Annotated in this window: 24 protein-coding genes; 16 read left to right on the top strand and 8 right to left on the bottom strand. The window is 60.6% G+C overall.

Features of this window, described 5'->3' with window-relative positions; translation table 11 throughout:
• Positions 1 to 40: 40 nt before the first annotated feature.
• The 4 genes from EJD88_RS03420 to aroC all read right to left on the bottom strand — a co-directional run bounded on the left by EJD88_RS03420 (position 41) and on the right by aroC (position 3,367).
• Positions 41 to 310, bottom strand: coding sequence for a response regulator transcription factor (locus EJD88_RS03420; protein ID WP_099586354.1), 270 nt, complete (start codon positions 308 to 310; stop codon positions 41 to 43).
• A gap of 207 nt (positions 311 to 517) precedes the next feature.
• A complete protein-coding gene (locus EJD88_RS03425; RefSeq protein WP_158876831.1) occupies positions 518 to 1,048 on the bottom strand; it encodes an acireductone dioxygenase in 531 nt (176 codons plus the stop codon).
• Complete coding sequence (locus EJD88_RS03430) at positions 1,045 to 2,205, bottom strand: MFS transporter (RefSeq protein WP_158876833.1); 1,161 nt, start codon at positions 2,203 to 2,205, stop codon at positions 1,045 to 1,047. The genes EJD88_RS03425 and EJD88_RS03430 overlap by 4 nt, the downstream gene beginning before the upstream one ends.
• 70 nt (positions 2,206 to 2,275) lie before the next feature.
• Positions 2,276 to 3,367: a chorismate synthase gene (gene aroC / locus EJD88_RS03435; protein ID WP_099586357.1), complete on the bottom strand. Its 1,092-nt coding sequence runs from the start codon at positions 3,365 to 3,367 to the stop codon at positions 2,276 to 2,278.
• 143 nt (positions 3,368 to 3,510) lie between these two features.
• Between aroC and EJD88_RS03440 the strand changes: the two genes are divergently transcribed.
• Together EJD88_RS03440 and EJD88_RS03445 are read left to right on the top strand one after the other, a co-directional pair.
• Positions 3,511 to 4,473, top strand: a complete 963-nt coding sequence (locus tag EJD88_RS03440; RefSeq protein ID WP_099586358.1) for an alpha/beta hydrolase — start codon at positions 3,511 to 3,513, stop codon at positions 4,471 to 4,473.
• A gap of 100 nt (positions 4,474 to 4,573) precedes the next feature.
• Complete coding sequence (locus tag EJD88_RS03445; RefSeq protein ID WP_099586359.1) at positions 4,574 to 5,380, top strand: hypothetical protein; 807 nt, start codon at positions 4,574 to 4,576, stop codon at positions 5,378 to 5,380.
• Positions 5,381 to 5,446: 66 nt separating this feature from the next.
• On the opposite strand, the gene prmB is transcribed toward EJD88_RS03445, so the two are convergent.
• Positions 5,447 to 6,355, bottom strand: a complete 909-nt coding sequence (gene prmB, locus EJD88_RS03450; RefSeq protein WP_158876835.1) for a 50S ribosomal protein L3 N(5)-glutamine methyltransferase — start codon at positions 6,353 to 6,355, stop codon at positions 5,447 to 5,449.
• 239 nt (positions 6,356 to 6,594) lie between these two features.
• Between prmB and EJD88_RS03455 the strand changes: the two genes are divergently transcribed.
• From EJD88_RS03455 to EJD88_RS03475, 5 genes are all read left to right on the top strand, one after another.
• Complete coding sequence (locus EJD88_RS03455; RefSeq protein WP_158876837.1) at positions 6,595 to 7,185, top strand: cysteine hydrolase family protein; 591 nt, start codon at positions 6,595 to 6,597, stop codon at positions 7,183 to 7,185.
• Positions 7,186 to 7,332: 147 nt separating this feature from the next.
• On the top strand, positions 7,333 to 7,653 hold the full coding sequence (locus EJD88_RS03460) for a hypothetical protein (RefSeq protein WP_099586362.1): 321 nt from the start codon (positions 7,333 to 7,335) through the stop codon (positions 7,651 to 7,653).
• 74 nt (positions 7,654 to 7,727) lie between these two features.
• Positions 7,728 to 8,285: a Smr/MutS family protein gene (locus EJD88_RS03465; RefSeq protein ID WP_032888029.1), complete on the top strand. Its 558-nt coding sequence runs from the start codon at positions 7,728 to 7,730 to the stop codon at positions 8,283 to 8,285.
• Between the two features lie 77 nt (positions 8,286 to 8,362).
• Positions 8,363 to 8,908, top strand: coding sequence for a GTP cyclohydrolase I FolE (gene folE / locus EJD88_RS03470; RefSeq protein WP_003442011.1), 546 nt, complete (start codon positions 8,363 to 8,365; stop codon positions 8,906 to 8,908).
• Positions 8,909 to 9,009: 101 nt separating this feature from the next.
• Positions 9,010 to 9,381, top strand: coding sequence for a glutathione S-transferase N-terminal domain-containing protein (locus EJD88_RS03475; RefSeq protein ID WP_099586363.1), 372 nt, complete (start codon positions 9,010 to 9,012; stop codon positions 9,379 to 9,381).
• A 46-nt stretch (positions 9,382 to 9,427) separates the two neighbouring features.
• Here EJD88_RS03475 and EJD88_RS03480 read toward each other — a convergent pair whose 3' ends face one another.
• Together EJD88_RS03480 and EJD88_RS03485 are read right to left on the bottom strand one after the other, a co-directional pair.
• Entirely contained in the window at positions 9,428 to 10,030 is a 603-nt protein-coding gene (locus tag EJD88_RS03480; RefSeq protein ID WP_158876839.1) for a glutathione S-transferase family protein, read from the bottom strand.
• 10 nt (positions 10,031 to 10,040) lie between these two features.
• Positions 10,041 to 11,207, bottom strand: a complete 1,167-nt coding sequence (locus EJD88_RS03485; protein WP_158876841.1) for a PLP-dependent aminotransferase family protein — start codon at positions 11,205 to 11,207, stop codon at positions 10,041 to 10,043.
• Between the two features lie 82 nt (positions 11,208 to 11,289).
• On the opposite strand from EJD88_RS03485, the gene EJD88_RS03490 reads away from it, so the two are divergent.
• From EJD88_RS03490 to EJD88_RS03500, 3 genes are all read left to right on the top strand, one after another.
• Positions 11,290 to 11,724: a MarR family winged helix-turn-helix transcriptional regulator gene (locus EJD88_RS03490; protein WP_099586399.1), complete on the top strand. Its 435-nt coding sequence runs from the start codon at positions 11,290 to 11,292 to the stop codon at positions 11,722 to 11,724.
• Positions 11,725 to 11,911: 187 nt separating this feature from the next.
• Entirely contained in the window at positions 11,912 to 13,258 is a 1,347-nt protein-coding gene (locus EJD88_RS03495) for an NCS2 family permease (protein WP_158876843.1), read from the top strand.
• A 15-nt stretch (positions 13,259 to 13,273) separates the two neighbouring features.
• Positions 13,274 to 13,915, top strand: coding sequence for a LysE family translocator (locus EJD88_RS03500; protein WP_112196342.1), 642 nt, complete (start codon positions 13,274 to 13,276; stop codon positions 13,913 to 13,915).
• 325 nt (positions 13,916 to 14,240) lie between these two features.
• On the opposite strand, the gene uraH is transcribed toward EJD88_RS03500, so the two are convergent.
• Positions 14,241 to 14,594, bottom strand: coding sequence for a hydroxyisourate hydrolase (uraH, locus tag EJD88_RS03505; RefSeq protein WP_158876845.1), 354 nt, complete (start codon positions 14,592 to 14,594; stop codon positions 14,241 to 14,243).
• A gap of 383 nt (positions 14,595 to 14,977) precedes the next feature.
• Here uraH and puuE point away from each other — a divergent pair, with 383 nt between their 5' ends.
• From puuE to EJD88_RS03535, 6 genes are all read left to right on the top strand, one after another.
• Positions 14,978 to 15,904 carry an allantoinase PuuE gene (puuE, locus tag EJD88_RS03510; protein WP_158876847.1) on the top strand — a complete coding sequence of 309 codons (927 nt, stop codon included), beginning with the start codon at positions 14,978 to 14,980 and terminating at the stop codon, positions 15,902 to 15,904.
• Positions 15,901 to 16,416, top strand: coding sequence for a 2-oxo-4-hydroxy-4-carboxy-5-ureidoimidazoline decarboxylase (gene uraD, locus EJD88_RS03515; protein WP_099586370.1), 516 nt, complete (start codon positions 15,901 to 15,903; stop codon positions 16,414 to 16,416). The genes puuE and uraD overlap by 4 nt, the downstream gene beginning before the upstream one ends.
• A 41-nt stretch (positions 16,417 to 16,457) precedes the next feature.
• On the top strand, positions 16,458 to 17,453 hold the full coding sequence (alc, locus tag EJD88_RS03520) for an allantoicase (protein ID WP_099586371.1): 996 nt from the start codon (positions 16,458 to 16,460) through the stop codon (positions 17,451 to 17,453).
• 126 nt (positions 17,454 to 17,579) lie between these two features.
• A complete protein-coding gene (locus EJD88_RS03525; protein WP_003192823.1) occupies positions 17,580 to 18,083 on the top strand; it encodes an ureidoglycolate lyase in 504 nt (167 codons plus the stop codon).
• Positions 18,084 to 18,134: 51 nt separating this feature from the next.
• Positions 18,135 to 19,418 (top strand): urate hydroxylase PuuD, encoded by a 1,284-nt coding sequence (locus EJD88_RS03530; protein WP_099586373.1) that lies wholly within the window; start codon positions 18,135 to 18,137, stop codon positions 19,416 to 19,418.
• Between the two features lie 175 nt (positions 19,419 to 19,593).
• A complete protein-coding gene (locus tag EJD88_RS03535; RefSeq protein WP_158876849.1) occupies positions 19,594 to 20,943 on the top strand; it encodes a nucleobase:cation symporter-2 family protein in 1,350 nt (449 codons plus the stop codon).
• The last annotated feature ends 61 nt before the right edge of the window (positions 20,944 to 21,004 follow it).

Consider the following 21,004-nt stretch of genomic DNA (forward strand, 5'->3'; position numbering starts at 1 on the left):
CCGCGACGCCGTTGAGCGTCGCGGCCCTTTTTCGTTGAAGTCAGCACAGGCCTTGGCGAGTCGCCTCGTTCATCGCCTGCACACGGTTGTTGACTTCCAATTTGCCGTAGATGTTGCGCAAGTGAAATTTGACCGTGGCTTCGGAAGTGGCACGAATCTGACTGATTTCCCAGACGGTCTTGCCCTCCGAGGCCCAGCGCAAGATCTCCAGTTCCGCAGGGGTCAGCGGCTTGCCGGACAAACTCAGGCGTCTCCTGACGGCATTGGGCACGAAATACGACGACTGAGACGGCTCCTCTGGGCCATTCATTACATCTCTCCTATTTATTGGCTGATGCCCAATCACCTCTCGGATTCCTCCTATTGACAGGTGATACAGCTGGTGCCGCAAAGAGTTACATAACGAACGGTTACAGTGCGCATGGGTCGCGATAAACAGCCAAACCCTACAAGCAACTAAGCTTCTTCCCACAACAACTTCCAACTTGCCGGGGTTGAAGATTCCAGTTGCCTGGTTTCAATCGTCCAAACCAGGGAAACGGCTGGCAATATCGTCGCCGGTGAATGCCGGCACCGCCCCTTGCGCGCAGTTAAACAAGTGCAGTGTGACCAAGTGGGGGTTCTCGCCCATATCAAACCAGTGCGCCATACCGGCCGGGATCACCAGCAGGTCGTTTTTCTCACAGCGCACGGCGTAGACGTAGTCGCCGATGTGCAGGGTGAACAGGCCTTGGCCGGCGATGAAAAAACGTACTTCATCTTCACTGTAACGGCGCTCATGGAGGAACCGGGCACGCAATTCGTCCTTCTGCGGATGGTCGCTCGTGACACTGAACACCGCCACCGCACCGTAGCCCAGCGCATCGATCTGCAGCTTATAGGCCGCAATCATTTGCGCCTCGCTGGCACCCTTCTCGATCAGGGCGGGCTGCCAGCGCTCGAACCGCACGCCATGCTCGGCCAGCGTCGCGGCGATGTCGTCGGTGTGGGTCAGGACCTTGTTCGGGGTGTCCGGCGTAGCAACGTGGTAGACAGCGACATAACTCATTGAAGGGTTCCTTGGTTCTGCTCGTGCAATCGAAGGCCAATGATAACGGCCGCAGCCAGGGCGGCGACGCTGGCAATACTAAAGGTGAAGCTCGGCCCCAGCAGGTTCCAGCTATAGCCGGAGTACAGCGCGCCCAGCGCACCGCCGGTGCCCGCCAACGCGGCGTACAGCGCCTGGCCCTGGCCTTGTTGCTTGTCGCCAAAGCTGCGTTGCACAAAGACAATCGCCGCCGCGTGGAAGCTGCCGAAGGTTGCGGCGTGCATCACCTGTGCCAGCAGCAGTACCCAGAGGAATTCGGCAAACGAGCCCAACAGCAACCAGCGCAGCGCCGCCAACAGGAAACTGGCGAGCAGCACGCGGCGTACCGAGAAGCGCGTGAGGATGCGGCTCATGGCCAGGAACATCAGCACTTCTGCCACCACCCCGAGGGCCCACAGCATGCCGATCACGCCACGGCTGTAACCCAAGTGCTCCAGGTGCAAGGTGAGAAAGGTGTAATACGGCCCATGGCTCATCTGCATCAACGCGACGCACGCGTAAAATGCCAGTACGCCGGGGCTGCGCAACTGCTTGAGGAAACCATCACCGGCCAGGCGATTGCCCTGGGTGGCAGGCAGCGCATTCGGCACCCACAGGCTGGCGCCGATGATCCCGGCCATGATCACCACGACCACCACCGGGTAGATATCCAGGCTCAGCCAGTCGAATAGCCGGCCCATGATCACCACGGTGAGGATAAACCCGATGGAGCCCCACAACCGAACCTGGCTATAGCGCGACGTCTGTTTTTGCAGGTGCGCCAGGGTGATCACTTCAAACTGTGGCAGCACCGCGTGCCAGAAAAACGCGTGCAGCGCCATCACCAGAGCCAGCCAGGCGTAAGTCTTGCTGACGAAAATCAGCGAAAAGCTGATCAGGGTGCACACTGCGCCAAAGCGCACGATGGCCAGGCGGCGACCGGTATAGTCGCCCAGCCAGCCCCACAGGTTGGGGGCCACGCAGCGCATCAGCATGGGGATGGCCACCAGCTCGCCGATGCGCGCGCTGGAGAAGCCCAAGTGATCGAAGTACAACGCCAGGAAAGGTGCCGTCGCCCCCAGCAGGGCGAAGTAGAACAGGTAGAAGCTGGAGAGGCGCCAGTATGGAAGAGGAGTCATGCAGGGGGCTGCTTCGCAGCCCGGCGCGAGCAAGCTCGCTCACCACAACAAGCTCGCCCGCCACACATCGTCACAGTTGGCCCAGTACCGGGGTGTCCACCTGTACATCAGCATTTTGCCCGCGGTTGCGCAGCAAGTGGTCCATCAACACGATGGCCATCATTGCCTCGGCAATTGGCGTGGCACGGATGCCGACGCACGGATCGTGGCGGCCCTTGGTAATCACGTCCACCGAGTTGCCGTTGACGTCAATCGAGCGGCCTGGGGTAGTGATGCTCGACGTGGCCTTGAGCGCCAGGTGCGCAACGATGGGCTGCCCGGAGGAAATGCCGCCAAGGATGCCGCCGGCGTTATTGCTGAGGAAGCCTTGTGGGGTCATCTCGTCACGGTGCTCGGTGCCGCGCTGGGATACGCACGCGAAGCCTGCGCCGATTTCCACGCCTTTGACGGCGTTGATGCTCATCAGCGCATGAGCCAGTTCGGCGTCCAGGCGGTCGAAGATCGGCTCGCCCAGGCCTGGCTTGACGCCCTCGGCGACCACGGTGATCTTGGCTCCGACGGAATCCTGGTCACGGCGCAACTGATCCATGTAGGCCTCCAGCTCAGGCACTTTGTCCGGGTCAGGACTGAAGAAAGCGTTGTCATCCACGCTGTCCCAGGTCTTGAACGGGATTTCAATCGGGCCCAACTGGCTCATGTAGCCACGGACCACGATGCCCTGGGTGGCCAGGTACTTCTTGGCGATGGCACCGGCGGCCACGCGCATGGCGGTTTCGCGCGCCGAACTGCGGCCACCGCCACGGTAGTCGCGCTCGCCGTATTTATGGTGATAGGTGTAGTCGGCGTGGGCCGGGCGGAACAGGTCCTTGATCGCCGAGTAGTCCTTGGACTTCTGGTCGGTGTTGCGGATCAGCAGGCCGATGGCGCAACCGGTGGTGCGACCTTCGAAGACACCGGAGAGGATCTCGACTTCGTCGGGTTCCTGGCGTTGGGTGGTGTGGCGGCTGGTGCCAGGCTTGCGGCGGTCGAGGTCGCGCTGCAGGTCCTCCAGGGACAGTTCCAGGCCGGGCGGGCAGCCGTCGACAATGGCGACCAACGCCGGGCCATGGCTTTCGCCCGCGGTGGTGACAGTGAACAGCTTGCCGAAGGTATTGCCGGACATGCAGGGCGCTCCGTGAAATCAGTTGAATCAAGTCAACCGTAATAACTTAAGGCGGCCAGTATACGCAGGCTAACCGACTAGTTCATCCTCGAAACCTTACCGGTCGACATGGGTCCAACCGGCACTCCCCGGATAATGGCACGATAATGCTGCGAGCTTTGCTGTTCACCCTCACCCTGTTCACCGCCCTGGCTCATGCCGCGTCCCCTGTCGTACTGCAACGGCCCATCAGCCTGGACACCGGCAGCGGCGAACTGTTTGGTTCGCTGCTGCTGCCCCAGTCCGACAAACCCGTGCCCGTGGTGCTGATCATCGCGGGCTCCGGCCCCACCGACCGCAACGGCAACAGTGCCGACGGCGCGCGCAACGACAGCCTCAAGCGCCTGGCGTGGGTGCTGGCCCGGCACAACATCGCCAGCGTGCGCTACGACAAGCGCGGTGTGGCCGCGAGCCTCGCCGCTACACCGGACGAACGCAACCTGACCCTCGACGCCTATGTGGCCGACGCGGTGGCATGGGGCAACATGCTCAAGGCCGACAAACGCCTGGGCCCGCTGATTGTGCTGGGCCACAGCGAAGGTGCGCTGGTCGCCGCCCTCGCCGCCCCGCAACTCGACCCGGCGGGCGTGATTTCCCTGTCCGGCAGCGCCCGCCCGGTGGACCAGGTGATCCGCCAGCAACTGGCCGATCACCTGCCCCCTGCCCTGCTGCTGCGCAGCAATGAAATCCTCGATCACCTCAAGGCCGGCCAAGTGGATGCCGATGTACCTGGCCCGCTGGAGGCTATTTTCCGACCCAGTGTGCAGCCTTATCTGATCAGTCTGTTTCGCGCTGATCCGTCGGCAGCCTTTGCCAAACTGCGCATGCCCGCCTTGATCGTCCAGGGCACCAACGATATTCAGGTCGGTGTCGGCGACGCCCAGCAACTGAAGAGGGCCAAGCCCGATGCCGAGTTGACCGTGATCGAAGGCATGAACCACGTCATGCGCATCGTGCCCAACAACGTGAAGCAGCAACTGGCCTCCTACAATGACCCGCAATTACCCCTCGCCGCCGAGCTGGGCAACCGCGTGGTGCGCTTTATCGACGGACTTCAACCCCGTTAAGCGACAATTTGCCTCCAGTCCTGGGAAAACCGGCCGATAAGCCCAGTGTCGACAGCAAAAAAGACTGTCGGCTCGCTGGGCATGGACAGGATCGCGCCGCATGACAACCACTGAAGAAACACCCGAACAGACCGCCGACACCCCGGCTGAAAATACCGAGGCCGTCGACGCGGCGTCGTTGCCGTGGGCGGATGTCCAGGCCGAACACTTCAAGATGCTGCGCCTGGCGCCCCTGGCCATCGACCGCGCCACCGGCGTGCGGCCGTTGCGGTTTGTGCAGTTCGGCTATGCCGAGCGCAATGACAAACACCACAGTCTGTTGCGCATGGTCATTCAATTGCCCGGCCAGCGTGTACGGCGCGAGCAAAACCATCTGGATATCTGGGTCGACCACGACACCCATCGCGTGCATTTCGGTCCGGGCAACAGCCTGGAAATCGAACCGGCCAACCGGGGCATCGGCCGTTTCCTGGTGGCTCAAGGCGCGGCCTGGGCGAAAAAGAAGTGGTCACACTACCGCGTTGACGGCGTCGACCTGGCCAACAAGGACGCGCTCAACGAAGCCACGCGCCTGCGCCGCGATCACTTCCTGCGCGTGCAGGGCTTTGATGTGGCCTACGCCGACGTGCAGCACCTCAAAGGCAACGTACAGCCGGGCAAGGTCAGCGATGTGCTGGACAGTTGGAACACTGAGAAGGTGCAGTTCGTCGAGATCCTCGAAGCCGCACAGATGCTGCAACAGGCCGATCAAAACCTGTTGGAGCAGGAAGTGAAGCTGCGCAAGGAAGAGGAAAAGGTCACCAAATTCAAGCGGGAGGACAGCGGCTTGCGCTTTACCATCACGTGTCTGGTGGCGTTTACCGTGTTTCAGGCGGGGTTGTTGATCTGGATTGCCACGCACCGCTGATGGGTTGTAATGCAATAAAAATGTGGGAGGGGGCAAGCCCCTCCCACACTCACCGTGTTTCTTCAGTCAGATCCTGGCGGCGAAGACTGCCTGATGTTCCCGGCACTGCTCGGCCGTGAGCATGAATACACCATGCCCACCGCGCCGGAATTCCAGCCAGGCAAAGTCCACTTCCGGGTACAGCGCCTCGACGTGAACTTGGCTATTGCCCACTTCAACGATCAGCAAACCCTTTTCGGTCAGGTGATCCGCCGCTTCGGCGAGCATCCGGCGCACCAGGTTCAAGCCGTCGTCGCCACAGGCAAGGCCCAGTTCCGGTTCGTGTTGGTATTCGTCCGGCATGTCGGCGAAGTCTTCGGCGTCCACATACGGAGGATTTGACACGATCAGATCGAAACGCTGGCCCGGCAGGCCGTCGAAGCCATCACCCTGCACGGTGTAGACGCGCTCGTCGGCGCCATGGCGCTCGATGTTCTGGTTGGCCACTTCCAATGCTTCGAAGGACAAATCGCCCAGCACCACTTCGGCGTCCTGGAACTCGTAGGCACAGGCAATGCCGATGCAACCGGAACCGGTGCACAGGTCGAGAATGCGCGCCGGGGGTTGGGCCAGCCACGGTTCGAAGCGGTTTTCGATCAGTTCGCCAATGGGGGAGCGCGGGATCAACACGCGCTCGTCGACGATAAACGACATGCCGCAGAACCACGCCTCGCCCAACAGGTAGGCGGTCGGTACACGCTCATGGATACGGCGGTGAAGCAGGCGCTGCACATGGGAGATTTCCTCTTCTTCCAGGTTGCAGTCCAGGTAGCTATCAGCAATTTCCCATGGCAGGTTCACGGCGCCGAGCACCAATTGCCGGGCTTCGTCCCAGGCATTGTCGGTGCCATGGCCGAAAAACAGGTCTTCCCCATGGAAACGGCTGACAGCCCAACGGATGTGGTCGCGCAAGGTGCGCAGGCGGGAAGTGATCACGGGGGCAGACTCCTGGAAAAAACGACTGGCGATTCTAACAGCCTTCACCTGCACCGACGATCAACGAAAACCTGGCACCGCACGTCGGATTTTGTCCAAATCGCCATCATTCGGTTAAATACGCGGCCCTCTTGACAGAGCTGCACGCCAGCAACGGCGTACCTTACGATAGTAGCGATTCACAGAACCGCTCAGCCAGTGGACAATGTCGCAAAAGCCCCCCTCACAGGAGCCCCAGAATGTCCGTTCCAAAGACGATGTTTCAACTCAGCGGTCGCGGTTACGCAGCAGCCAACCTGAATCATGCGACCCTCGTGATCATCGACGCCCAGAAGGAATACCTCAGCGGTCCACTCGCCCTCTCTGGCATGGACGCGGCGGTTGACCATATCAAGCAGTTGGTTGATGCGGCCCGCAACGCTGGCCGTCCGATCGTGCATGTGCGCCACCTGGGTACCGTCGGTGGCCTGTTCGACCCGCAGGGCGAACGCGGTGAGTTCATTCCTGGCCTTGAGCCGGAAGGCGACGAAACCATTATCGGCAAGCTGCTGCCCAGCGCCTTCCACGGCACCGGCCTGGAAAAACACCTGCAAGACCTCGGCTCCCTGGACCTGATCGTCTGCGGTTTCATGAGCCATTCCAGCGTCAGCACCACGGTGCGCGCAGCCAAGAACCTGGGCTTTCGCTGCACCCTCGTGGAAGACGCCTGCGCCACACGCGATCTGCCTTACAAGGGCGGCGTCCTGAGTGCCGACCATGTACAGCAGACAGAAATGGCCATCATGGCTGACAACTTCGCCACCCTTGCGCTGACCAAAGATCTGATCTGATCTGATCGCCCTTCTGATGAGCGGCGCGGCACTGTTTATTGCCCCGCTCATCCGCTAAGCCCTCTCATTTGGCGCATTTACCTCGGGTACAGGAACAACCTGTGTATCTTCCGGTCGAAGGGCCGATACCCTGGAGGAAAGGTCGGAATGAAGATATCCGATGGTTTTGACGCTCGTCGCTTGCGCCCCAAGGGCCCGAGCAACTGGCGTCTGCGCCTGGTGGCGTGCATTGCCGCGCTGCTGGCGATGGTTGGTTTATTGTTGGCCGGTGCTGGTGGCGCCGGTTTGTTTGGCCATTCGCCGGCCCTTGGCGAACTGAATGCCAGCCCCGGTGGCTCTGCTCTTCTGCTGGGCATCGGCCTGCTGGTGTTGTGGTTGGGCGTGTGGTTGTGGCGTCGTAGCCGTCGCAAAATGCGTCAGCCGTTGTCACTGAATATTGCTGCGCACCTGATGAAAAAACACGACTGATGGCGCTTGGATAGCGTTTCCTGCGCCCGGCTGCCGCGAATTAGGTAAACTGCCCGCCCTTCGCGGAGGCCGACATGCAAGACGACGATTTTTCCCTGTTCAAAAACGAGCTGCGCGGCGTCAAGCCGATCAAGCACGACCGCGCCGACACCGGCAAACCCAAGGCTGACCGGGCGCAAATCGCCAAACTGCGCCAGGCCGCGACCGTGCGCACCGACGCCACCACGGTGGATGGCCTGTCGGACCAGTTCGTCATCGACGTAGGCCCCGAAGACGAACTGATGTGGGCCCGAGATGGCGTGCAGGAAAGCCAGATGCGCAAGCTCAAGGTCGGCCAGATCCCCTTCGAAGGCAGCCTCGACCTGCACGGCATGACCGTGGAGAAAGCCCGGGAAACCCTGTGGGCCTTTCTCGCCGAAGCGACCAAATTCGAAATCCGCTGCGTACGCGTCACCCACGGCAAGGCCGTGCGGCTGGACGGCAAGCGGCCGATGATCAAAAGTCACGTCAACACCTGGCTGCGCCAGCATGCCCAGGTGCTCGGTTTTACCTCCTGCCAGGCCCGCCACGGCGGCGCTGGGGCGGTGTATGTGATGCTCAAGCGCACCATGATGGAAGGGCGCGACGAGTAACAAGGCCATCGTCAGGCTTGCAGCGATGTGTCCGCCACCGTAACCTTGCGCTTTGCGAAAATCCCACAGGTAGTTTCATGTCCCTGGAACAGAATTATACGGCGATCCTCGGCCAACTCGGCGAGGACGTCTCCCGCGAGGGCCTGCTCGACACGCCAAAGCGTGCCGCCAAGGCGATGCAGTACCTCTGCCGCGGCTATGAGCAGACACTCGAAGAAGTCACCAACGGTGCCTTGTTCAGCTCCGACAACAGCGAAATGGTGCTGGTCAAGGACATCGAGTTGTACTCGCTGTGCGAACACCACCTGCTGCCGTTTATCGGCAAGGCCCACGTCGCGTATATCCCGAGCGGCAAAGTGCTGGGCCTGTCGAAGGTCGCGCGGATTGTCGACATGTATGCGCGCCGCCTGCAGATCCAGGAAAACCTCAGCCGCCAGATCGCCGATGCAGTGATGCAAGTGACCGGCGCCCTGGGCGTGGCCGTAGTGATCGAGGCCAAGCACATGTGCATGATGATGCGCGGTGTGGAGAAACAGAATTCGTCGATGATCACTTCGGTGATGCTCGGTGAGTTCCGCGAAAACGCGGCCACCCGCAGCGAATTCCTCAGTCTGATCAAGTAACCGGCTGAGCAGGAAAAAACCGGCGTTCATCGCCGGTTTTTTTTCGCCCGCAGAAATCAGGTAAGCTGCGCCCCCTCAGTTATGGGCAAGAGGTATCAGCCATGTTCGTCAAAGCACTTCGAGTGGGCCTCGGCCACGTCATCATCGCGGGCGACTTCCTGACCCGCCCACGTAAAAAGCAGCGCCCTGCCGAGCAACAGGCCAAGGTGAACGAGGCGGCCAAGGCGTTGACCCTGTATCAATTCCACGCCTGCCCGTTCTGCGTGAAGACCCGCCGCACCCTGCACCGTCTGAATGTGCCGGTGGCGTTGAAGGACGCGAAGAACAACGAGCAGGACCGCCAGACCCTGCTGGAGCAAGGTGGCAAGATCAAGGTGCCGTGCCTGCGTATCGAAGAGAATGGCCAGACCACGTGGATGTACGACTCCAAGGTCATCATCGATTACCTGGACAAGCGCTTCGCCGCGATCTGAATGTGGAAGGGGGCAAGCCCCCTCCCCCATTTTTTGACCGCGGTGATCAGTCGAGCATGGCCACATGCTTGGGATGGCTCGCCACGCGCTGCAACCAGGTTTGCACGGCCGGGTACGGCGCTAAATCAAAACCACCTTCGTGGGCCACATGGGTGTAGGCATACAGCGCGATGTCGGCAATCGAATACCGCTCGCCCACCAGGTACGGCGTGGTTTGCAACTGGCGCTCCATCACCTTCAATGCCTTGTAACCGCCCTTGTGGGTGGTCTTGTATTCCTCAAGGCGATCCTCGGGCATGTTCAGGTAAAACTGAATAAACCGCGCGACCGCGATATACGGCTCGTGGCTGTATTGCTCGAAGAACTGCCACTGCAACACTTGCGTGCGCAAACGCGGCTCGGTCGGCAGGAATTCGCTGCCATCGGCCAGGAAGTTGAGAATCGCGTTTGACTCCCACAGGCACGTGCCGTCTTCCAGTTCCAGCACCGGGATTTTGCCATTGGGGTTCTTGGCCAGGAACTCGGGAGTTTCGGTGCCGCCGTTGAGAATGTCGACATCCACCCACTGGTACTGGATATCCAGCAGGTTGAGCATCAATTTGATCTTGTAGCAGTTGCCCGACTTGTAATCGCCATAAACCTTGTACATGGGGCTCTCCTTATGCCGCTTGCGCGTGCTGTGCGTGACGGACCACCGCGGCCAGACGCTTGAGACCTTCGTCCAGACGGGCCGGGTCGATATGGCTGAAATTGAGGCGCAACGAGCCCAGATGTTGGTCCGGCTCGGCAAAGAACGGTTCACCGGGCATGAACGCGACGTTCTGCTCCAGCGCTTGGGCCAATAAGGTGCGGGTGTCCAGCGGCTGTTTCAAGGTCAGCCAGAAGAATAATCCGCCCTGGGGCACTTGCCAGTCGGCCAGCTCGCCGAAATGACGCTCAAGCGCGACCTGGAATGCATCGCGGCGCTGGCGGTAAAAACGGCGCAGTTCCACCAGGTGTTGCTGGTATTTTTCGCTGCCAATCCATTGCATCGCCTGCCATTGGCCGACACGGTTGGTGTGCAGGTCCGCCGATTGCTTGAGCTTGAGCAGGTGTGGGAACAGGTCCGGGCTGGCGATCAGGTAACCCACGCGCAGGCCAGGTAACAAGGTCTTGGACACGGTACCGGTGTAGATCCAGCTGGCCTTTTTCAAGCGACCGGCGATGGGTTTGGCGCTGCCGCCATCAAAAGTAAGCTCGCGGTAGGGTTCGTCTTCGATCAGCGTCACGCCGAACTCATCAAGCAAGGCTGCGACGGCCTCACGCTTGGCCTCGCTGTAGCGCACCGCCGACGGATTCTGGAACGTGGGAATCAGATAGATGAACGCCGGGCGATGGCGTTCGAGGTTGGCGCGCAGCGCGGCGAGGTTCGGTCCATCGGCTTCCAGCTGGACCGTGAGGCACTCGGCACCGAACAGTTGGAAGATCTGTAAGGCCGCCAGGTAGGTCGGGCCTTCCAGCAGGATCTGCGTGCCTTTGTCGATATACAACTTGGCCGCCAAATCCAGGGTCTGCTGGGAACCGCTGACCACCAACACCTGGCTGGCCCCGCACGGCAAGCCCAGTGCCCGCGCCTCGGCGGCAAGCAATTCACGCAATTGCGGCTCGCCTTCGCTCATGCCGTATTGGCCAATGTTCAGCGGCATGTCATCCCAGTACAGCGCAGGCAGCATGGCTTCGGCCGGCAGGCCTCCGGCGAAGGACATCATCTCGGGACGCTGGGCCGCCGCGAGGATTTCACGGATCAAGGAGCTTTTGAGGCGCGTAACACGTTCAGAGAAGGCCATGGAGGTCACCGCTAGCGAAGGCTGTGGGAAATACGTCAAACTGGTTGACCGAAATTACGACAGCTTGAGTGGATACGTCAACATGCTTGACCTTAAAAACCAAAGCAGCCAGCAACAGGCCATGGAAGCGTTCTTCTTCGGCTACCAGGCGTTTACCGCCAAGGCTGACGAGATGCTTGAACGCCGAGGCCTGAGTCGGGTGCACCAGCGCATCGTGTTTTTTATCGCGCGTTACCCGGCGCTGAGCGTTAAGGAGTTGCTGGAATTGCTCGGGGTCAGCAAGCAGGCGCTGAACATGCCGCTGCGCCAATTGCAGGAAATGCATCTGGTGGACAGCGTGGCGTCCGAAGCCGACAAGCGCAAACGCCTGCTGCAACTGACCGAAGAAGGCCTGCGTTTCGAGCAGTCGCTGCGCCGTGAACAAGTGAAACTGTTGCAGCGCGCGTTCAGTGAAGCCGGGGAAGAAGCAGTGATGGGCTGGCTGGCGGTCAACCAGGCACTGAGTGCCGGGAATTAGCCTTTCATCCCCTTTCGCACAGTTAATCGAAAACATTATTTGCTTTCTTTGTATACAAAAGCATAATTCGCTTCGTGCGAGTTTCTGACCTATTGGTCAACAAAACCCGCCTGTACCTCAAAGCGCTGTTGCCCACTCATGTGACCGGCGCTGGAAATAACAATAAAACTCTTGAGGAGTACTCGCTGTGGATAGCCGCAAATCCGAAGCACCAACGCTGGATCTCTCCCCCTCGCAGGGTGGCTGGCTGGAACGCCTGTTCAAACTGCGCCTGCATGGCACCACAGTGAAGACCGAGCTGATCGCCGGCCTCACCACCTTTATCACCATGGCCTACATCATCTTCGTCAATCCCAACATCATGGCCGACGCCGGCATCGATCACGGCGCGGCGTTCGTCGCCACCTGCATCGCCGCCGCGCTGGGTTGCCTATTGATGGGCCTGTACGCCAACTGGCCGGTGGGCCTGGCGCCGGGCATGGGGCTGAATGCGTTTTTCACCTACACCGTGGTCGGCACCATGGGCTACCACTGGGAAACCGCGCTGGGTGCGGTGTTCATTTCCGGAGTGCTGTTCATGGGCCTCACGCTGTCGCGGGTGCGTGAATGGTTGCTCAACAGCATTCCGGTAAGCCTGCGCCATGCCATGGGCGCGGGGGTCGGTTTATTCCTCGGGGTGATCGGCCTGAAAACCGCCGGCATCATCGTCGACAGCCCGGCCACGCTGATCAAACTCGGCTCACTGCATGAACCGGCACCCCTGCTGGCGGCCGTGTGCTTTTTGCTGATTGCGATCCTCAGCTACCACCGTGTGTTCGGCGCGATCCTCATCAGCATCATCGCTGTGACGCTGGCCGGTTGGGGCCTGGGCCTGGTGCACTACAACGGCATCCTCTCCACGCCGCCGAGCCTGGCGCCGACCTGGATGGCGATGGACGTAAAAGGTGTATTCAATATCAGCATGATCAGCGTGGTATTTGCGTTTCTTTTTGTGCACATGTTCGATACCGCCGGTACACTCATGGGCGTTGCACAGCGCGCCGGGTTGGTGAATGCCGATGGCAAGATCGATAACCTGTCCCGCGCGTTGAAGGCCGACAGTGCTTCCAGCGTGTTTGGCGCCATGGTCGGCGTGCCGCCGGTGACCAGCTACGTGGAAAGCGCCGCCGGTGTTGCTGCAGGTGGTCGCACCGGCCTTACCGCCGTGACCGTGGGCATTCTGTTTGTGGCGGCGATGTTTTTTGCCCCGCTGGCCGGCATGATTCCGGCCTACGCCACCGCCGGCGCCTTGATCTACGTGGCGATGCTGATGATGGCAAGCATGGCCCACATCAATTGGGATGAGGCCACCGACAGCATTCCGGCGATCGTCACGGCGATCATGATGCCGTTGACCTTCTCGGTCGCCGACGGCATCGCGCTGGGTTTTATCACCTACGTGGCGCTCAAGGCCGGCACCGGCAAGTACCGCGAGATTTCCGTGAGCCTGTGGGTGCTGTGCGTGATCTTTATCGCCAAGTTCGTCTTTCTATAACAAAAGGAGCAAGCAATGAGTCTGGAAACCTGGCTGCTGTTCAGCGGCGCTGCACTGGTGGTGATCCTGATCCCGGGGCCGCTGTCGTTGCTGATGATCAGCAACAGCCTGAACTACGGACTGCGCCGCTCGTACCCGGCGTTTCTCGGCGGGGTGATCGCCTCGATCTGCCTGCTGAGCGCGTCGGCCCTGGGCCTGGGCGCATTGCTGCTCGCTTCCGAACAACTGTTCAGCGCGCTGAAAATCGTCGGCGCGTTGTACCTGTTCTACCTCGCCTGGCAAAGCTGGCAACAGTCGCGGCAACCAGCCCAGGGTGCAACCGTGCCGCAGGCTGCGCCAGTGCCACGCTTTCGCGCACTGTTCGGCCGCGCCTTTGTGCTGGGCGCCAGCAACCCGAAAGACATCCTGTTTTTTGCCGCGTTCCTGCCGCAGTTTCTCAGCACTGAGCAGGCGTTCCTGCCGCAATTGCTGATCATGATCGCCACCTGGGCCGCCCTCGACCTGCTGTGCAAGTTGGCGTACGGCCTGGGTGCCCACGGCGCTGCACGGTATCTGCGCAGCGGTGCCGGCCAGAGCTGGTTCAACCGCGTCAGCGCCGCACTGTTTTCAGGCGCTGGCGTCTTGTCGCTGATCCACGTCAGGACCGGCTCACTTTGACGAAATAGACGCTCGCAGGGACCGTGCCCGTAGTAGGCCACTGAATGCCTGCCACAATCCGAACCAGGCGATTGTGTTCCATCGCCTGCTGGACCTGCGCAAGTGGTGCCAACGTTGGATGACTGCTGGGCCGTGAATTGGTTGACGTTGATCGACAACGAAGGCCACGTCATAAGCCGCAACGCGCGGTATCTTCTTCAAGGAAAACACCCGCCTATGCAGCGCAAACGCCCATGAGGCGCTAGATAGTTAAACGAAAAAAAGCCCGCAGTGTGCGCGGGCGAAACCAACGAAGAGCTTTGGGGGTGTGAAGCGAGGTGACGACTCAGCTACCGCGATAGGTGGAGTAGCTGTAAGGCGAAATCAGCAGGGGCACGTGGTAGTGATCCTGTTCGGCACTGATGCCGAAACGCAGTACGACGACATCAAGGAAGGCCGGTTCCGGCAATTGCACGCCACGGGCACGGTAGTAATCGCCGGCGCTGAATTGCAGCTGGTACACGCCACTGCGGTAGGCGTCGCCTTGCAGCAGCGGTGCGTCGCAACGGCCGTCGCTGTTGGTCAGGGCGCTGGCGACCAACTCCAGCTGTGCGCCCTCGACGCGGTACAGTTCAACCTGGATGGCGCTGCCGGGGCAGCCGTGGGCGGCGTCCAGTACGTGTGTGGTCAGTCGTCCCATGGAACGGGGCTCCCTTGAGTGGAGTGAAGATAGGCCGCACCTTTACAGGGCATGCAAAAGCCGGCGATGGGCTGATTAAGACACTTTTAATAAAAATTGTACACAATAAAAATCACAAAAATTTGCTGACGGTTGCGATGGAAGATTCTTGCGCTGGATTCTCAGTAAGCCTTGCTTTTAAACGACCTTTCATCCTTTTATTGACCCATCAGGCAAGTTTCTTGCAGTAGAAGCCCGTGGCAACCGTCTGGAAAAAATGCAGAAATACAGGCTTACAAAGTGACCACAAAGTTGTATACAATCAGCCCATCGCTGTGACGCCACCCAGTCTTTTCACTGCCCGGCCGCCACATGACTGACCACGAACAAGAAGGAAGACTGCAGTGAGCGCTGACTACCCACGCGACCTGATCGGTTACGGCAGTAACCCTCCTCACCCCCACTGGCCGGGCAAGGCACGCATCGCGCTGTCTTTCGTACTCAATTACGAAGAAGGCGGTGAGCGCAATATCTTGCACGGCGACAAAGAGTCCGAAGCCTTCCTCTCGGAAATGGTCTCGGCCCAACCGCTGCAAGGCGCGCGCAACATGAGCATGGAGTCGCTGTACGAATACGGCAGCCGTGCCGGCGTGTGGCGCATCCTCAAGCTGTTCAAAGAATTTGATATCCCGCTGACCATCTTCGCCGTGGCCATGGCCGCCCAGCGCCACCCGGACGTGATCCGCGCCATGGTCGAGGCCGGCCATGAGATCTGCAGTCACGGCTACCGCTGGATCGACTACCAGTACATGGACGAGGCCCAGGAGCGCGAGCACATGCTCGAAGCCATCCGCATCCTCACTGAACTGACCGGCGAACGCCCACTGGGCTGGTACACCGGTCGCACCGGCCCCAATACGCGCCGACTGGTGATGGAAGAAGGCGGTTTCCTGTACGACTGCGACACCTACGACGACGACCTGCCCTACTGGGAACCGAACAACCCCACCGGCAAGCCGCACCTGGTCATCCCCTACACCCTGGACACCAACGACATGCGCTTCACCCAGGTGCAGGGTTTCAACAAGGGCGATGACTTTTTCGAGTACTTGAAGGATGCGTTCGACGTGCTGTACGCCGAGGGTGCCGAGGCACCGAAGATGTTGTCCATCGGCCTGCATTGCCGCTTGATCGGCCGCCCGGCGCGCCTGGCTGCGTTGAAGCGCTTTATCGAATACGCCAAGGGCCATGAACACGTGTGGTTCACCCGCCGCGTCGATATTGCCCGCCACTGGCATGAAAACCACCCGTACACGGGAGCGGCCAAATGACTGCGTTCCAGACCCTGAAGCCATCGGCCCTGAGCCGCGATGAGTTTGTCGCCGCCTTCGCCGATATCTACGAACACTCGCCATGGGTGGCCGAAAGGGCCTACGACCTGGGCCAGGACCCGTCGATCGACCAGATCGAAGCCCTGCACCAGCGCATGAGCGACATCCTGTTGAGCGCTGATCACGCCTCGCAACTGGCGCTGATCAATGCTCACCCGGACCTGGCCGGCAAAGCTGCCGTCCAGGGCCAACTGACCCAAGCCAGCACCGATGAGCAAGCTGGCGCGGGGATTCACCAATGCACGGCCGAAGAGTTCTCGCGCTTCACCGAGCTGAACGATGCCTATAAGGCCAAGTTCAAGTTTCCCTTCATCATGGCGGTAAAAGGCAGCAACCGGCATCAGATCCTGGCCGCGTTCGAGACGCGCATTCACAACTCGGCAGACGCCGAATTCAAATGCGCCCTGGCCGAGATCAACAAGATCGCGTTGTTCCGTTTATTGACCCTCTAAACGACCATCCCCAGCCACTCTATCCAAGGCAGACAAGAAGAATGAAAGCTTACGCCGTACCTTTCGAAAAGTTCGTCAACCTGGCCGACGCCCGCCTGGGCACCAAGATCATCTCGGTCACCGATGACTGGTTCGCTGACGCCAACCGCCTGTTCCAGCCGACCCCGGCCGTGTGGAAGGAGGGCGTTTTCGATGACAACGGCAAGTGGATGGACGGCTGGGAGTCTCGCCGCAAGCGCTTCGAAGGCTACGACAGCGCCGTGATCCGCCTGGGTGTGCCCGGTTCGATCAAGGGCGTGGACATCGACACTTCATTCTTCACCGGCAACTTCCCGCCGTCGGCCTCCCTGGAAGCCTGCTTCCTGGCCTCGGGCGAGCCGGATGACAACACCCAGTGGACCGAAGTGCTGTCGGCCGTAGAGCTGCAAGGCAACAGCCACCACTATCACGAAATCAGCAACGACCAGGCGTTCAGCCACCTGCGTTTCAACATCTACCCGGATGGCGGCGTCGCCCGTCTGCGTGTGTACGGGGTGCCGTTCCGCGACTGGTCTTCGGTGGGCGACAACGAACAGGTCGACCTGGCTGCCGCACTGAACGGCGGTCGTGCCCTGGCGTGCTCCGACGAACACTTCGGCCGCATGAGCAACATCCTCAACCCAGGCCGTGGCATCAACATGGGCGACGGATGGGAAACCGCCCGTCGTCGTACACCGGGCAATGACTGGGTGATCGTCGCGTTGGGCCACCCAGGCGAGATCGAGAAGATCGTCGTCGACACCCTGCACTTCAAGGGCAACTACCCGGACACCTGCTCGATCCAGGGCGCTTTCGTCAAAGGCGGCACCGACAGCCAGATCGAAACCCAATCGCTGTTCTGGCGCGAACTGCTGCCGGCGCAGAAGCTGGAAATGCACGCTGAACACAGCTTCGCCGAGCAGATCAAGGCGCTGGGGCCGATTACCCACATCCGCCTGAACGTGTTCCCGGATGGTGGTGTGAGTCGCCTGCGTGTTCTGGGCAAAGTGTCGAAATAAGCGGTGATGCCATCGCAGGCAAGCCAGCTCCCACATTTGAATGTATTTGCAAATCAAAATGTGGGAGCGGGCTTGCCCGCGATAGCAATAGACCAAACAACACAGCATTTGGATAAGAAGACAGCCATGCGCACACTGATGATCGAACCCCTGACCAAAGAAGCCTTCGCCCCCTTCGGAGACGTTATCGAAACCGACGGCAGCGACCACTTCATGATCAACAACGGGTCGACCATGCGCTTTCACAAACTGGCCACGGTCGAAACCGCGAAGCCGGAAGACCACGCCATCATCAGCATCTTCCGCGCCGATGCGCAGGACATGCCGCTGACCGTGTGCATGCTGGAGAGACACCCGCTGGGCAGCCAGGCTTTCATACCGCTGCTCGGCAACCCCTTTCTGATCGTGGTCGCGCCACTTGGCGATGAACCTGTATCGGGCTTGGTCCGCGCCTTCGTTACCAACGGCAGGCAGGGCATTAATTACCATCGCGGCGTCTGGCACCACCCGGTGCTGACGATCGAAAAGCGGGATGACTTCCTGGTGGTTGATCGCAGTGGCACAGGCAATAACTGCGATGAGCATTTTTTCAAAGAGGATGAGCGGTTGATCCTCGCCCCCCACCAATAAGAGAAGGCCGGATCACCCGACAACAAGGGTGACAGGCGAGAGGTAAAGACTGTGGAAGCACATCTGTTGGAATGGCTGAACCTTAGCGTGCGCTGGGTTCACATGATCACTGGCGTCGCGTGGATCGGCGCTTCTTTCTACTTTGTCTGGCTGGAAAACAACCTCAATCGCGTCAACCCCAAGAGCGGCCTGGCCGGTGACTTGTGGGCGATCCACGGTGGCGGTATCTACCACCTGGAAAAATACAAACTGGCCCCGCCAACCATGCCGGACAACCTGCACTGGTTCAAATGGGAAGCCTATTTCACCTGGATGTCGGGCGTCGCGCTGCTGTGCGTGGTGTTCTACCTCAACCCGACGCTGTACCTGCTCGCCCCCGGCAGCAGCCTCAGCGGCACCGAAGGCGTGTTGCTGGGCATCGGCTCACTGTTCGCCGGCTGGTTCATCTACTCCTTCCTCTGCGACTCGGCCTTGGGCAAACGCCCTGCCCTGCTCGGGTTCATTCTGTTTGTGCTGTTGATTGCGGCAGCCTACGGCTTCAGCAAAGTGTTCAGCGGCCGTGGCGCCTACCTGCACGTCGGTGCGGTGATCGGCACCATCATGGTGGGCAACGTGTTCCGCATTATCATGCCGGCGCAGCGCGCCCTGGTGGCGGCCATCGCCGAGAACCGCACGCCGGACCCAGCCCTGCCGGCCAAGGGCTTGCTGCGTTCACGCCACAACAACTACTTCACCTTGCCGGTGCTGTTCATCATGATCAGCAACCACTTCCCGAGCACCTACGGCAGCCAATACAACTGGCTGATCCTGGCCGGTATCGCCGTGGCGGCAGTGTTGGTACGGCACTACTTCAATACTCGGCATAACAGCCAGAAGTACGCATGGACCTTGCCGGTGGGCGCGTTGGCGATGATCAGCCTGGCGTACGTCACCGGGCCAAAACCGGCCGAACCGATTGCCAAGGCTCCGGCGGCCATCGAGTACCAGCCATTGCCTGAAACGGCGTTGGGCGGTGGTTTGAAACCCGCCGCACCCGCAGCTCCCGCCGCCGAACCTGCACCGGCACAAGCCTCTACGGACTTCGGCCAGGTGCATAGCGTGATCGAGCAACGCTGCACCGTGTGCCACTCGGCCAAGCCGACCAGCCCACTGTTCAGCACCGCGCCGGCCGGCGTGATGTTTGATACGCCAGCGCAGATCCAGCAGCAAGCGGCACGCATTCAAGCGCAGGCCGTAGCGAGCCAGATCATGCCGCTGGGCAACATCACCCAGATGACCCAGCAGGAGCGCGATTTGATCGGCACCTGGATCAACCAGGGGGCCCGCACCAACTAATAGCCTGTGAAAATCCAATGTGGGAGGGGGCTTGCCCCCGATGGCGGCGTGTCATTCAAAACATCAGTGACTGAACAACTGCAATCGGGGGCAAGCCCCCTCCCACATTTGGCCCTACCGCGTTTTGAAGATTGCGTTCCACACAACACAACAATAAAAAGATCCGAGGTGTTGCATGACCGAGTTAGTCGAACCGCAGATTCCTGCCGCGCCTGCCATGGAGCGGCTGCCCCTCTTGCAACTGATTCTGGTAGGCCTGCAACACGTCTTGCTGATGTACGGCGGCGCGGTCGCCGTGCCCCTCATCATTGGCCAGGCCGCCGGCCTGAGCCGTGAAGAAATCGCGTTCCTGATCAATGCCGACCTGCTCGTCGCCGGCATCGCCACCATGGTCCAGTCGTTCGGCATCGGCCCGGTGGGCATCCGCATGCCGGTGATGATGGGCGCCAGTTTCGCCGCCGTCGGCAGCATGGTTGCCATGGCCGGCATGCCGGGTGTCGGCCTGCAGGGGATCTTCGGCGCAACCATCGCCGCCGGGTTCTTCGGCATGATCATCGCGCCGTTCATGTCCAAGGTGGTGCGCTTCTTTCCGCCGTTGGTCACCGGCACCGTGATTACCGCCATCGGCCTGTCGCTGTTCCCCGTGGCCGTGAACTGGGCAGGCGGCGGCAGCGCGGCAGCCACCTTCGGCTCGCCGATTTACCTGGCGATTGCGGCGCTGGTACTGGGCACCATCTTGTTGATCAACCGCTTCATGCGCGGTTTCTGGGTGAACATTTCGGTGTTGATCGGCATGGGCCTGGGCTACGGTCTGTGCGGCGTCATCGGCATGGTCGACCTCAGCGGCCTGGCCCAGGCACCATGGGTGCAGGTGGTGACGCCGCTGCACTTCGGCATGCCCAAGTTCGAGTTGGCGCCAATCCTGTCGATGTGCCTGGTGGTGGTGATTATCTTCGTGGAATCCACCGGGATGTTCCTCGCCCTGGGCAAGATCACCGGCCAGGAAGTGTCGCCCAGGATGCTGCGTCGCGGTTTGCTGTGTGATGCCGGTGCGTCGTTCTTCGCCGGCTTTTTCAACACCTTCACCCACTCCTCGTTTGCACAGAACATCGGCCTGGTGCAGATGACCGGCGTGCGCTGCCGCTCGGTGACGATCATGGCGGGCGCGTTCCTGATTGTGCTCAGCCTGCTGCCCAAGGCCGCGTACCTGGTGGCGTCGATTCCACCGGCAGTACTCGGCGGGGCGGCGATTGCGATGTTCGGCATGGTCGCGGCCACCGGCATCAAGATCCTCCAGGAGGCGGATATCGCCGACCGTCGCAACCAGTTGCTGGTGGCCGTCAGCATCGGCATGGGCCTGATCCCCGTGGTGCGCCCGGAGTTCTTCGCGCAACTGCCGTTGTGGATGAGCCCGATAACCCACAGTGGCATCGCCATGGCCACCCTCAGCGCCTTGTCGCTGAATATCCTGTTCAACATCCTCGGCGGTTCAGAACGCCCCGCCGTCGACCCCGCCCACACCTGACAAGTGCTCCATTGTTGTCCTGTGCGCGCTGTAACGGCGCACTTGAGCCAAGACGTGAGAG

This window comes from Pseudomonas sp. PB105, from assembly GCF_009764655.1.
In the GTDB taxonomy this organism is placed as follows: Bacteria; Pseudomonadota; Gammaproteobacteria; order Pseudomonadales; family Pseudomonadaceae; genus Aquipseudomonas; species Aquipseudomonas cyclaminis.

Bases quoted from the DNA above. Each gene is read 5' to 3' on its own strand.
- EJD88_RS03420 (WP_099586354.1), bottom strand. From the start codon at position 310: ATGAATGGCCCAGAGGAGCCGTCTCAGTCGTCGTATTTCGTGCCCAAT.
- EJD88_RS03425 (WP_158876831.1), bottom strand. From the start codon at position 1,048: ATGAGTTATGTCGCTGTCTACCACGTTGCTACGCCGGACACCCCGAAC.
- EJD88_RS03430 (WP_158876833.1), bottom strand. From the start codon at position 2,205: ATGACTCCTCTTCCATACTGGCGCCTCTCCAGCTTCTACCTGTTCTAC.
- aroC (WP_099586357.1), bottom strand. From the start codon at position 3,367: ATGTCCGGCAATACCTTCGGCAAGCTGTTCACTGTCACCACCGCGGGC.
- EJD88_RS03445 (WP_099586359.1), top strand. From the start codon at position 4,574: ATGACAACCACTGAAGAAACACCCGAACAGACCGCCGACACCCCGGCT.
- EJD88_RS03455 (WP_158876837.1), top strand. From the start codon at position 6,595: ATGTCCGTTCCAAAGACGATGTTTCAACTCAGCGGTCGCGGTTACGCA.
- EJD88_RS03460 (WP_099586362.1), top strand. From the start codon at position 7,333: ATGAAGATATCCGATGGTTTTGACGCTCGTCGCTTGCGCCCCAAGGGC.
- EJD88_RS03465 (WP_032888029.1), top strand. From the start codon at position 7,728: ATGCAAGACGACGATTTTTCCCTGTTCAAAAACGAGCTGCGCGGCGTC.
- folE (WP_003442011.1), top strand. From the start codon at position 8,363: ATGTCCCTGGAACAGAATTATACGGCGATCCTCGGCCAACTCGGCGAG.
- EJD88_RS03475 (WP_099586363.1), top strand. From the start codon at position 9,010: ATGTTCGTCAAAGCACTTCGAGTGGGCCTCGGCCACGTCATCATCGCG.
- EJD88_RS03480 (WP_158876839.1), bottom strand. From the start codon at position 10,030: ATGTACAAGGTTTATGGCGATTACAAGTCGGGCAACTGCTACAAGATC.
- EJD88_RS03485 (WP_158876841.1), bottom strand. From the start codon at position 11,207: ATGGCCTTCTCTGAACGTGTTACGCGCCTCAAAAGCTCCTTGATCCGT.
- EJD88_RS03490 (WP_099586399.1), top strand. From the start codon at position 11,290: ATGCTTGACCTTAAAAACCAAAGCAGCCAGCAACAGGCCATGGAAGCG.
- EJD88_RS03500 (WP_112196342.1), top strand. From the start codon at position 13,274: ATGAGTCTGGAAACCTGGCTGCTGTTCAGCGGCGCTGCACTGGTGGTG.
- uraH (WP_158876845.1), bottom strand. From the start codon at position 14,594: ATGGGACGACTGACCACACACGTACTGGACGCCGCCCACGGCTGCCCC.
- uraD (WP_099586370.1), top strand. From the start codon at position 15,901: ATGACTGCGTTCCAGACCCTGAAGCCATCGGCCCTGAGCCGCGATGAG.
- alc (WP_099586371.1), top strand. From the start codon at position 16,458: ATGAAAGCTTACGCCGTACCTTTCGAAAAGTTCGTCAACCTGGCCGAC.
- EJD88_RS03525 (WP_003192823.1), top strand. From the start codon at position 17,580: ATGCGCACACTGATGATCGAACCCCTGACCAAAGAAGCCTTCGCCCCC.
- EJD88_RS03535 (WP_158876849.1), top strand. From the start codon at position 19,594: ATGACCGAGTTAGTCGAACCGCAGATTCCTGCCGCGCCTGCCATGGAG.